This window comes from Paenibacillus sp. FSL H8-0079 (genome assembly GCF_037991315.1).
Taxonomy (GTDB): domain Bacteria; phylum Bacillota; class Bacilli; order Paenibacillales; family Paenibacillaceae; genus Paenibacillus.
On sequence record NZ_CP150300.1, the window covers coordinates 4,556,665 to 4,569,212 of the forward strand.

General features: G+C 47.2%; 9 protein-coding genes. All 9 read right to left on the reverse strand.

The window, feature by feature from the left end; all coding sequences use genetic code 11:
- Positions 1-11: 11 nt before the first annotated feature.
- Positions 12-1,424: a UDP-N-acetylmuramoyl-tripeptide--D-alanyl-D-alanine ligase gene (gene murF, locus MHI06_RS20430; protein ID WP_340402156.1), complete on the reverse strand. Its 1,413-nt coding sequence runs from the start codon at positions 1,422-1,424 to the stop codon at positions 12-14.
- Positions 1,424-2,911, reverse strand: coding sequence for a UDP-N-acetylmuramoyl-L-alanyl-D-glutamate--2,6-diaminopimelate ligase (locus MHI06_RS20435; RefSeq protein ID WP_340398918.1), 1,488 nt, complete (start codon positions 2,909-2,911; stop codon positions 1,424-1,426). The genes murF and MHI06_RS20435 overlap by 1 nt, the downstream gene beginning before the upstream one ends.
- 140 nt (positions 2,912-3,051) lie before the next feature.
- Positions 3,052-5,004 (reverse strand): stage V sporulation protein D, encoded by a 1,953-nt coding sequence (locus MHI06_RS20440; protein WP_169481621.1) that lies wholly within the window; start codon positions 5,002-5,004, stop codon positions 3,052-3,054.
- A 93-nt stretch (positions 5,005-5,097) separates the two neighbouring features.
- Complete coding sequence (locus MHI06_RS20445) at positions 5,098-7,431, reverse strand: penicillin-binding transpeptidase domain-containing protein (RefSeq protein WP_340398919.1); 2,334 nt, start codon at positions 7,429-7,431, stop codon at positions 5,098-5,100.
- 12 nt (positions 7,432-7,443) lie between these two features.
- Positions 7,444-7,872: a hypothetical protein gene (locus tag MHI06_RS20450; RefSeq protein WP_340398920.1), complete on the reverse strand. Its 429-nt coding sequence runs from the start codon at positions 7,870-7,872 to the stop codon at positions 7,444-7,446.
- Positions 7,873-7,899: 27 nt separating this feature from the next.
- Positions 7,900-8,850, reverse strand: coding sequence for a 16S rRNA (cytosine(1402)-N(4))-methyltransferase RsmH (rsmH, locus tag MHI06_RS20455; protein ID WP_169481624.1), 951 nt, complete (start codon positions 8,848-8,850; stop codon positions 7,900-7,902).
- 18 nt (positions 8,851-8,868) lie between these two features.
- Positions 8,869-9,306 (reverse strand): division/cell wall cluster transcriptional repressor MraZ, encoded by a 438-nt coding sequence (gene mraZ, locus MHI06_RS20460; RefSeq protein WP_017687291.1) that lies wholly within the window; start codon positions 9,304-9,306, stop codon positions 8,869-8,871.
- A 272-nt stretch (positions 9,307-9,578) separates the two neighbouring features.
- Complete coding sequence (locus MHI06_RS20465; protein ID WP_340398921.1) at positions 9,579-10,844, reverse strand: adenosylhomocysteinase; 1,266 nt, start codon at positions 10,842-10,844, stop codon at positions 9,579-9,581.
- A gap of 45 nt (positions 10,845-10,889) precedes the next feature.
- Positions 10,890-12,521, reverse strand: a complete 1,632-nt coding sequence (gene bshC, locus MHI06_RS20470) for a bacillithiol biosynthesis cysteine-adding enzyme BshC (protein WP_340398922.1) — start codon at positions 12,519-12,521, stop codon at positions 10,890-10,892.
- Positions 12,522-12,548 lie beyond the last annotated feature (27 nt).

Genomic DNA, 12,548 nt, shown 5'->3' on the forward strand with positions numbered 1-12,548 from the left:
GGTTCACCCCTCTAGTCTACTCGATTCTGTAATGGTGCTATTTGTAGTGCTTCGACCACGTCCTCCAGCTTCATGCCCCTTGAGGCTTTGAACAAGACAACGTCTCTGGGATGTAGTTTTTCCAGAAGATAACGGGTCATTTCTTCTTTATCTATAAAAGCATGCACAGCCTCAGCCGGCATTTGCTTTCTTGCTCCTTCAGCAATATTAGCTGATAGCGGACCATATACCAGCACCATGTCCATTTTGGCAGATGTGATATACTCTCCGATTCCGTAATGCAGATCCTGCTCCTGAGGACCGAGTTCAAGCATATCACCAAGCACAGCCACTTTCATGCGATACCCTTTCAGACCCTCTAATACATCAATGGCGGCCTTCATGGAAGTTGGACTTGCATTGTATGCATCATTCAGCAGGGTCAGACCACTAACGCCTTGCGTAACCTCAATGCGCATGCCTGTCAGTTTCAAGCGGGACAATCCCGCAGCAATCTGTTCCGTAGTCACTCCAAAATGACGGGCTACAGCGAGGGCAGCCAGACAGTTAACGACATTATGCGTTCCCAGCAAGGGGAGCGTAATTGCATGGTCTCCAGACTGTTTCGTGGTGAAAACAACCCCGTTCTGTGCATTCATGAGTCCGGTAGGATAGTCATCATTATCGGTTTGCAGACCAAATGTATACCGCTGCAATCCCTCCGGTTGTTTCGTTGCGGGTTCTTCAAGGACTTGTGCAATTAAAGGCTCGTCTCCGTTGTAGATCAGTAACCCGTCCGGTTTCATTCCCGCTGCAATCTCGGCTTTGGCTCTGGCAATCTCCAATCTCGACCCCAGTTGCAGCAGATGAGATTCACCAATATTGGTAATGATCGCTACATCAGGCCGCGCAATAACCGATAAATCGTTAATTTCCCCGCGACCACTCATACCCATCTCCAAAATGATAATCTCTGTATCCGGGTCCATGCTTAGTACAGTCAATGGTAAACCAATATGGTTGTTGAAGTTTCCTTGTGTCTTGTGCACTTTGAACGTCGTCGAGAGAATCGCATCCACGATGTCCTTCGTTGTCGTCTTGCCGTTACTGCCTGTAATGCCAACAACAGCAGCTTTATTCTCCGTTAGATAGGCAGATGCGAGTGCTTGCAGTGCGACAAGTGTGTCGTCAACAACAATGACAGCTCCTTGTGGCGGAATACCATGATCCTTTTGCCAGATCGCTCCTGCGGCACCCTTCTCTAGACAGGCTTGCACAAATTCGTGTCCGTCAAACCTTTCACCCACTAGCGGGATAAACAAGCTGCCTCCCAGGGGTTTACGCGAATCGGTAAACACCCCTTCGACCATTACATTGCCATGAGCAGCAACGTCACTTAATGTTCCTCCACACATCTCGGCCAATTGTGCCAATGTTCTTTTTATCAATTGGATTTGCCCCTTATCGCTTCTTTGGCTATGATTCGGTCATCAAAATCGGTTTTGGTTGTGCCGATAATCTGATAGGTCTCGTGACCCTTGCCCGCAATCAATACTACATCGGCTGGGCTTGCCATTTCAATAGCTTCATGAATCGCTTGGCGCCGATCCACAATCATCGTATAACGTTCAGCAGGAACGGATTCTTCAATCAGGCCCTGTTCAATGTCTTTGAGAATCAGATCCGGATCTTCTGTCCGTGGATTATCAGATGTGACGAGTACAAAATCACTATACTTCGCAGCAATCTTACCCATGAGAGGTCGTTTGGTACGGTCTCTGTCACCACCACACCCAAACACACAGATTACACGTCCTTCAGCAAATTCCTTCACTGTCCGCAGTACATTCTCCAGTCCATCCGGTGTATGGGCATAATCGACAATAACAGCAAATGGCTGTCCTTCGTCCACTCCTTCAACACGTCCATCCACACCCGGAACCGTCTCCAGACTGCGCTTGATCTCCTCCAGTGGAACGCCTTCCACCAGCGCTGCAGATATTGCTGCCATCGCATTGTACACATTGAATTTACCTACCATGCGCAAGCGGATATCCGTGCTGCCTGCAAATGTATCCACGTGGAAAGAAGTCCCCTGAGAGGTAATTGAGATTTGGGATGCGCGCACATCTGCCTCTTCACCCATGCCATATGTAATCACTTCAGCCGCAGTCACAGAGATGAAATAAGCCGCAGCTGGATCATCTGCATTGATGACAGCGAATTTACGCTGTGAAGCATCTTCGGTATATCCGTTACCCAATCGTGCAAAGAACAACCCTTTGGCCCCGCGATATTCCTCCATGGAATGGTGGTAGTCCAAATGATCCTGCGTCAGGTTAGTGAATACCGCAGTACGGAAATTCGTCCCCTTTACTCGCCCTTGTTCCAGTGCGTGAGAAGAAACTTCCATAACACAGCAGTCCGTCCCCTTCTGAACCATATCATGCAGACTACGCTGCAGATCAAGCGCCTCTGGTGTCGTTCCTGACATCGGGTAGGTGCGACCGTCATACCGCATTTGAATGGTACCAATTAATCCCGTCTTGTGTCCAAAATCGCTCATGATTTTTTCAATCAAATAGGTGGTCGTTGTTTTGCCGTTCGTTCCCGTTACACCAATCATATTCATCTTCTGGCTTGGCGAGTCAAAAAAGAAATCTGCCAGAACAGCCATCGCAAACCGACTGTCCTTCACCAGCAATTGTGGCACAGGCAGATCCAGCTGACGTTCAACCACCAATGCAACTGCACCGGCATTGACGGCTTTTTCTGCATAATCATGACCATCTACCGTATGTCCCGGAAGACAGATAAACAGATCACCCGGTTTTACCTGCCGGGAATCTGTCTGAAGGTTTTGGCATTCTGTATTCAATTCGCCCACGAGACGGGCGGTGGTCAGCATCGATGCAAATTGTTTTAAAAGCACATGAATAACCTCACTTTTCCAATTATACTTCTGTTTTAGCATATGTCTGTATTTATTAATATCGTCAATACAATCAAATAATGAAACGCGTTAGGATGAATTTTGTTGCGCTTGAAGCCACAAACTGCTCCAAAGCCGCATTATTCATCCTTCGTATGATCATGCGCATCGTTCAGAACATCCCCCATGTAAATGCGGATGGTTGAACCCTGATCTACCCTTGCCCCAGGCTTAGGTGCCTGATTAATCACGTATTTGCCACTGCCGGACTTCGCCAGCATAAAATTCATGTTCAGGTCTTCATACAGATCCTCGACTGTTGCTCCTGTCAGATCTGGAACTGTCACGATTTTGGTCTCACCATATTTGTATTCTTTGGCGACCTGATCCTTCCGAACAGGAACATTCATGTAATGCAGCGCATCTTCGAGGATGTTCTGTACAATTGGGGCGGCAACCACACCTCCGAACTGAATTCCTTTGGGATTATCCACTGCGGTATAGACTACAATCTGAGGGTCATCTGCCGGTGCAAATCCGATAAAGGATACGATATGCTCGGTTGAGGAATAACGTCCGTTGATGACCTTCTGGGCTGTACCTGTTTTGCCACCGACCCGGTATCCATCAATGAATGCCGGACGCCCAGTACCTTTCGCGACAACACTCTCGAGTGCTTCACGTACTTGCTTGGATGTATTCTCCGAGATCACCTGACGAACCAGCTCCGGCTTGGCTTCTTCCATCACTTCTCCCGTAACCGGATGGACCCACGCTTTCGTAACATATGGCTTGTAAAGTTTACCCCCATTGATGGCCGCTGACACAGCCGCTACTTGTTGAATAGGCGTAACGGATACACCTTGACCAAAAGCAGTTGTTGCAAGTTCGACAGGTCCTACTCTGGACAGTTTGAACAAAATCCCACTGGCTTCTCCACTGAGGTCAATTCCCGTTTTGGTACCGAAGCCAAAGTCTTTAATATAGGAGAAGAGCGATTCTTTTCCCAGTCTCTGCCCCAGAGCTACAAATCCCGGGTTGCATGAGTTCTCTACAACTTGCAGGAAAGTCTGACTTCCGTGGCCGCCCTTTTTCCAGCAACGCAGACGCGCTCCACCCACCTCAACATATCCGGGATCAAAAAATTGATCCTGTTGCAGATTGACCTTTTTCTCTTCAAGCGCTGCTGCCAAGGTAATGATCTTGAATGTGGAACCCGGTTCGTAGGTCATCCAGATTGGTAAATTCCGATTGTATATCTCCGCGGGATATTGCTGATAATCGGCCGGTTCGTATCCCGGCCTGCTCGACATACCCAAAATTTCACCCGTTTTGGGATTCATCGCTATAGCCAGTGCTGAGTTCGCTTGGAACTTTACCATGGCCTGGTCCAGTTCTCTCTCCATGATGGACTGAATGGATTTATCAATGGTCAGCTTGAGGTTAAGGCCGTCCTTCGGTTCCACATACTTCTCGGATGAGCCCGGCATTAGCCTTCCGGCCGCATCGGACAAGTAGGACACACTGCCATTCAAACCATTCAGCTTATCATCATATTTCTTCTCAACACCCGTTAAGCCTTGATTATCAATCCCCGTAAATCCGAGAATATGGGCTGCCAGATCATCATAGGGATAAAAGCGTTTATTATCCTCAGCAACAACGATACCCGGAAGCTTCAAATCACGGATGCGCTGAGCTTTATCCATCGTAATTTTGCGGCCGCCGGGTTGTAATCGTACAATGAGTTCTCGTTTCTTGATGGTTGCCAGCACTTTCTCTTCCGTCATCCCCAGCAATGGAGCCAGCGCTCTGGCTGTTGTCTCAGCTTCCTTGACTTGTGCCGGGATAGCCATAATGGTCGGTGTTGTCACATTATAGGCCAGAGAGGTTCCATTTCGATCAAGGATCTCTCCTCGCTTGGCAGAGTAAGGAATATTACGACGCCAAGATTCTTCTGCTTTTGCTGACAATTCAGGGCCTTGCCCGAGCTGTACATAAGCAAGCCTGATCACCAAGGCCGAAAATAATAAAACTAAAAATACTAAACTCCATAGCAACCTGCGACGCAGATTTACGCTTGATCCCTTCACGAAAAGATCCCCCCACTCGTCCCAAAATCATGATCTCGTTCCATTCATGAATATTCAGGACAACCGGGGGTTAGAACAAGCTGTCAGAGCTCCCTATGGTAGTGAAGCTCCATTTGTTGCTGGTTCATCAGAGGATTCGGATTCACTGGCAGGAGCCTTATTGTTATCTGTTTCGTCTTTTCCGTCGGTTTTACCTTCTGCTCCCGAAACGTCTGGTTCCTTCTCTTCGGTTTCTGAGGACGGATCAGAAGAGACTGGAGCCTCATCCGCTATGCCGGTGACTGCGGCTTTGGCAGTCTGCAAATTCAACTGTACGGTTCTCTGCTCACCTGCTACTTGCTCAGTTTGCTTCACCACATACCCTTCACCCTTGACCGTTACTCCCACTTTCATGAGAGAAAGCACTTCAAGAGCATCCCGGAGAGATTCACCTGTTAGATCAGGAACCTTCATCTTGCTGCTTTCTTCCGTAAGCAGATAGATTCGTTGACCTGGATTCATGGATGCTCCAGCAACAGGGTACTGCCTAATCACATTATCACCTTGACCAAGAGTTACATAAGCAATACCTGCGCTTAGAAGTTGGCTTCTGGCCTGTTTGGCTGTCTTGCCACTCAGGTCAGGTGCCTTGGCTTGCACGACAGGCACTTCTTTTGACTTTTTGTCAGCGGTTTTAGCTGTATCCTTGGGAACTCCCATATATTGAAGAGTTTGGCTCACGATTTTTTTGAATACCGGGGCAGCCGCAGTTCCTCCCCCAATGTTGGTTCCGTCCGGTTGGTCAATGACAACAAGTATAGCAATCTTCGGATTATTCACGGGTGCAAATCCAATAAACGATACAACGTCTTTCGACTTACTGTACTGCCCGTTAACGACCTTCCTTGCTGTACCCGTCTTACCAGCTACACGGTAACCTTCAATATAGGCGTTACGACCCGTACCAATCGTTTGGTCTGCAACCACTTGTTCCAGATAACCGCTCACCAGTTTGGAAGATTCTTTGGAGATCACCTGACGAACAACTTTGGGTTTGATCACTTCCGTGGTCCCATCATTCGGATTCTTGATCTCCTTCACCAGGTGTGGCTCAAGTAACTTACCGCCGTTAGCAATCGCAGAGATTGCTGCGACCTGTTGAATTGGTGTTACCTGTACAAGACCATGACCGTAAGCTGCGGTAGCAATCTCGGATTTGTAGACCAGTGGCTTGATCGGTGAAGCAGCTTCACTCGGCAGATCAATACCTGTCTTTTTGCCAAAACCGAATTCGTCTATGTAATGACGCAGACGTTCACCACCAAGCATGTTGTAACCCAAGTTAACAAAGGCAATGTTACTTGACCGTTTGACACCCTCGAGATAAGAGATCCAACCATAGGAATGACCGTTATCACTAATCGGGAAACCGCCAATATACATGCGCTTGGACTCAAAACTTGCATTGGGATCGAAGAGTTTTTCTTCCACAGCCCCTGCCAGTGTAACGATTTTGAATGTAGAACCCGGCTCATAGATGGATTGCGTCGCATGATTAATAAAGTTCTTTTGATCAGGTGTGCTCCCATACGTATTAGGGTTAAAGGTTGGCCAGTTCGCCATCCCCAGAATCTCCATCGTGTTCGGGTCCGCGGCAATAACCGTCATGCTCAGTGGGTTATACTTGGCGACCGCTTCTTTCATTGCATCCTCAATGTAGAACTGGATCGTATCATCGATGGTCAGCGTGAGGTTTTTCCCGTTCTGAGGTGGCAGATAGTTATCCTGTGAATCCGGAAGTTTAATGCCTTTGGCATCCTTCTGATAATTCAGATACCCGTCTGTACCTGTCAGTGCTTCATCATAAGAGACTTCGAGTCCATTGACAGCTTTCCCGTCACGGCTCATATATCCCAAGAGATGAGAAGCAAGTGTTTCTTCAGGGTAAAAACGCTTCGACTCTTGAGCCATTACGATTGCATTACGCGCCTTATATTCATCTTGCAGTTCTTCACGCAGCTCATTGACTTTTGCGGCAAGCTCAGGACTGATTTTATATCCTTCACTGCGCACTTCACGTTGCTGATAGAAAATTCCATCTTTATTTTTGGCTGTGACCAGAGCACGCATCTCACTCTCATTTTTCCCTAAAAGGGTAGAGAGTCTCTCCGTGACAACATCCTGTATGCCGAGTTCATCGATCAAGAGGGGATTGACCGAAACCGTGTATGCAGGCGCATCGGTAGCCAAAACGTTACCATTGCGATCCGTAATCGTACCACGCGCAGCCTTAATCGTCTGTTCCCGCTCTACCAGACCAGCCGCCCGTTCCTGCCATACACCGCCATTCACAACTTGAATGAAAAAGATTCGGGTTACGAGTACAAGAAAAAAGAGGGTAATACATCCCCCTATTAGCAACGTGCGCATCTTTATTCTTTTTATCATCGGAACACCTCTTTACTTACTGCTTGCTGTATTCGAGGACGATTCAGTACCTGTTGATTTCGTACTTGTTGAGCGAGGTACAAAAATGACATCCTTACCTGAAGCTTCAACGTACCCAAGTTGTTTTGCATTTTCGATGACCTGGTTATTCAAAGTTTCTTTTTCCACTTGCAGGTCTGCAATCGTCTTCTCATACCCCTTGATATCCGAAATAGTGGACTGTGCCTGCTTGTTCAGATCATAGATATGAGCATAACGAGACATCAAAGCTCCTCCAACAAGGATCACTGCAACCAAGGTAATCAGATATAAGACCTTCTCGCGTGCCGGAAGACCCGTACGACGGGTCACCACTTTGGTGGTTTCTTTGTATCGTTGCTGGGTCACACGTTCCTGGGACGCTTTTTCTTTTACAGCGAGATTACCACGTGTATATGCCATACTCCGATTCTCTCCTCCACTCTTGATCTACAATTTCTCGGCTACGCGCAGCTTGGCTGAACGAGCACGTGAATTTTCGGCCAATTCCGTTTCCGTTGGAATCAGCGGTTTTCTGTTAATTAAACGCAGGGACCCCTTGCCCCCACATACACACAATGGAAAATCGGGTGGACATGTACATTTCTCCAGATAACTGCTTAAAATCTGTTTACATATCCGATCCTCAAGGGAGTGGAAGGTAATAACAGATACACGTCCTCCTGGTGCCAGACAACGAACAGCCTGATGTAGGCCTTCTTCAAACGCCCCCAACTCATCGTTGACGGCAATCCGTAATGCCTGGAAGCTGCGTTTGGCAGGATGTCCACCGGTACGGCGAGCTGCGGCCGGTATGCCTTCCTTGATCAGTTCCACTAGTTCACCAGTCGTCTCAATGGTAGCCTGAGCTCGTTTTCCGACGATAACACGAGCAATTCTTCTCGAAAACTTCTCTTCGCCATAGCGATACAAAATTCGAGCAATCTCTTCTTCTGGCCATTCATTCACAATCTCTTTGGCCGTCAGCATTGCATCCTGGTCCATTCGCATATCGAGCGGAGCATCGTGATTGTAGCTGAATCCACGTTCTCCTTCATCAAATTGCGGAGATGACACACCCAAGTCGTACAAGATACCATCGACCTGTGGTACGCCATCCTTCATCGGTACATCCAGATCCTTGAGTACCTGTTCCAGATCTCTAAAATTGGTTTTCACCAATGTTACACGTTCTCCATAGGCAGCGAGCTTCTCGCGAGCATTATCCAAAGCCCAATCATCCTGATCAAGTGCGATCAGACGTCCCCCTGGACCGAGCTTGGAAGCAATCACGGAGCTATGTCCGCCACCGCCTAAAGTGCAGTCCACGTATATACCGTCCTGCTTGATGTTTAATCCCTCTGTTGCCTCTTCTTTGAGTACGGTTATGTGGTGAAACAACCTGCACCCCTCCTGACTTTATAAATCAAAATTAAAATCGACCAGCTTTTCGGCAATGTCGTTGAATGCTTCTTCGGATTGATTGAAATAACTCTCCCATATGCCTTTGCTCCAAATCTCCACCCGGTTCGACACGCCAAGAACTACACAATCCTTGTCCAGCTTGGCATACTCTCTTAAATTGCCCGGCAGATTTACCCTGCCCTGTTTGTCCAGTTCACATTCGGTTGCACCCGAGAAAAAAAATCGGGTAAACGCACGTGCATCAGATTTCATCAATGGCAGTGCTTTGAGCTTCTGTTCCATGACCCCCCACTCCTCCATGGGGTACACGAAAAGACACTGGTCCAAACCCCGTGTGACAACGAAAGAAGGTCCCAGAGATTCGCGGAATTTAGCCGGAATGATAACCCGACCCTTATCATCAATGCTATGTTGGAACTCCCCCATAAACATTGGCCCACTCACTCCTCACCTGTTTCTCCCACTTTGCCCCACTTTCCACCACCTAAGCATAATAGATTCGCACAAAAAAATCAAAACCCTTCTTGCATTCTTTGATTTTTTGTTTTTTTAGCATAAAAAAACGTCTTTGATCCTGTCACTCAGGATCAAAGACGTTTCCCGTATACGGGCAATCGTATGTCTACCGCACATGAGCCATATCATCAATAAACCATTCTATACCTTTTGAATCATTTCATCAGCTTGTAATTATTGGATAGTGCTTAAAATTTCCAGCTATCCAGGTATCTTTCCTGTTCTGCTGACAAGGAATCAATGCCAATATTCAGGCTTTCAAGTTTATAGCTGGCAACCTGTTGGTCGATATCATAAGGTACATTAACAACGTTTTTACCTAGTTCAGCATAATTTTCACTCACATAACGCAGACCAAGCGCCTGTAGAGCAAACGTCGTATCCATGATTTCGGCAGGGTGACCATCTGCTGCACCCAGGTTCACCAGACGACCCTCTGCAAGAAGGTACATTTTACGACCATCTTTGAAACGATATTCCTCAATATTGCGGCGAACTGTGCGAATTGATTCCGAACGTCTAGCCAGTTCAGGTTTATTCACTTCAACATCAAAGTGACCTGCATTGCTCAGGATTGCTCCGTCCTTCATCACATCGTAATGTTCACCCGTGATAACATCCTTATTACCTGTAACTGCGATAAAGAAATCGCCCAACTTGGCAGCTTCCACCATCGTCATGACCCGGAATCCGTCCATGTGTGCTTCTACCGCTTTGATTGGATCAATCTCGGTTACGATCACATTTGCTCCAAGACCTTTGGCGCGCATTGCTACCCCTTTACCACACCAGCCATATCCGGCTACTACTACATTTTTCCCTGCTATAACCAGATTGGTTGTACGAATAATACCGTCAAATGCGGATTGACCTGTGCCATAACGATTATCAAACAGATATTTGCAGTATGCGTCATTAACTGCCACCATCGGGAATTTCAATTGGCCTTCTTTCGCCAACGCTTTCAAACGAATAATGCCCGTTGTCGTTTCTTCTGCTCCTCCGCGAATCGTCGCTGCGAGGTCAGGACGCTCGGATGCAATAATGGTTGCGAAGTCTCCGCCATCATCAATAATGAGATCAGGTTTCACCTCAAGTGCACGAAGCTGCAGTGATTTGAATTCCGCAGGTTCCGGGTTGTACTTCGCATATACGGTAACGCCATCCTCTACCAATGCTGCGCATACATCATCTTGTGTAGACAATGGGTTACTGTGCGTAATCGTTACTTCTGCCCCGCCGGCTTGGATCACTTTTGCCAAGTAAGCTGTTTTTGCCTCCAGATGAAGACAAATAGCAACCTTCAAACCTTTAAAAGGAAGATCCTGTTCAAACTGGCGACGAATACGGTTCAATACCGGCATGTGCGCCTCTACCCAATCAATTTTCAAATGACCCTCTGAAGCGAGTCCCATATCTTTAACAATACTGTTTTGCAATGCAGGTGTAGTCATTTCACGTCCTCCTCGTTTATGTGTTTCTTCTATTATAAAGGGTCTCTACAGTGCAATAACCTTGTGCTCTCCACGGAATTCGCTTGAAGCCTTAATCAGTTCATCGATCCACTCGGTGCCATAACGATTCAGGTAAAAGAGTGCATTATGTACTCTTTCCTGCGGTTTGCCCGTCGGGAATAGAGAGTTTTGAATGCCGTTCCAATGCCTTAGACTTACATTATGTTTATCTTCAATGGCTTTGTGAGTCTGCTGCTTGAGATACTGCATTTGCTCGTTAATTTTACTCAAGTTGGTATCTCCAATTCGTTCCAACCCCGGATGAATCTCCGATATCTCATCCAACAATGGACCATACAGATCCAAAAACGCTTCTTGAGCCTTGGAAAATTGTTCCTCTACCTGGAATGTCTCCTGCTGTGCGAGCCACTGTTCCTTCTTGTCTTCCATATGATATTGAACATCCTGAAAAGAAAGTCCATATTGCTTCATATGTTTATCATGAATATCTTCCATAACGGTGAAAGACAAGCGTGGCAACAAAATAGGCATTTGCAGTCCGAACTGACGGAACGCTTCGCGAGTCAAACCCCAATATGAAATTTCACCTTGACCCAAAATAACAGCGGCTACTGGTAGAACGGAATCCTGCATCAATGGCCGCGTCAATACGTTGTTACTGAAGCGCTCGGGATGTTCTTCCAGTTCCTGAAGCAGACGCTCCTCTGTGAAAGAAACCAGCCCTTTACGATCACCATACAAGCCATCCTTAAGCAGCAAAAGCAAACGTGTGCCTTCATGAATATAAAACAGATTGGCTCCATCCTCAGCCACTTCGGCAGGCATAGCATAACCAGCTTGTTGTACCAACGAAGATCCTTGTGTGTAAGCGTTACGTAACACTTCATTTTGTCGGATGAGCCGTTCAAATACGGGCTGTTCCAGCCTGCGTAAGTCCGGATCTGATGCATCCATTAGTACAAGTCCACTGCTGGCAAACAAAGCGGATATCATGCGGGCAAAGGCATCACTCAGATTCGAACTGGATTGATGGATCTCAGTAATGCATTTCATCAATCCTGGTTTATGTATCGTATCAGGCAACAGATGTTCAACCTGCTCGAGTACACTCATCCACTGCTGCGTATCCACATGAACATTACTCACAGAATCCCTTCCTGTGAATCGTCCTTGCAACTTGACTTTCTTCATGTCTCCCTGGTGATCAGGCAGATACGTATGGTTAACTTCATCCCAGTCATGGTCTTCACCCGCGATCCAGAATACTGGAACTACCGGGCGTTGAAGTCTTTCTTCGGCTTCACGCGCAGCTGCCACTACGCTGGCGGCTTTGTATATGACAAACAGTGGTCCGGTTAGCAAACCACTTTGCTGTCCTCCTGTAACCACCAATGCACCTTGTTCTGCAAGACGTGTGATAGACGCATGAACCTCTCCATGGTCGTTCACCCGTTTATTATATATACGTAAATACTCTGCCAGATCAAGACGATCAATACGTGTGTTTTCCGATTGGTCCAGCCACTCGGCACGTGCCTGAAGTCCTGATTCCCAGCGAATGTCATACTCGTAAAGGACACGCGCAGCATCTCTTGAACAGATATAATCTTCTGCAAGTCTTGATCCGCTGCGGAGTGCCTCGGTAATACCGTTCATGAGGTCTGCCTCCTATTCTGCTTCAAA

Excerpts from the sequence above, each read along its gene's own strand:
- MHI06_RS20465 (WP_340398921.1), bottom strand. The coding sequence starts at position 10,844 with ATGACTACACCTGCATTGCAAAACAGTATTGTTAAAGATATGGGACTC.
- MHI06_RS20445 (WP_340398919.1), bottom strand. The coding sequence starts at position 7,431 with ATGATAAAAAGAATAAAGATGCGCACGTTGCTAATAGGGGGATGTATT.
- mraZ (WP_017687291.1), bottom strand. The coding sequence starts at position 9,306 with ATGTTTATGGGGGAGTTCCAACATAGCATTGATGATAAGGGTCGGGTT.
- MHI06_RS20450 (WP_340398920.1), bottom strand. The coding sequence starts at position 7,872 with ATGGCATATACACGTGGTAATCTCGCTGTAAAAGAAAAAGCGTCCCAG.
- bshC (WP_340398922.1), bottom strand. The coding sequence starts at position 12,521 with ATGAACGGTATTACCGAGGCACTCCGCAGCGGATCAAGACTTGCAGAA.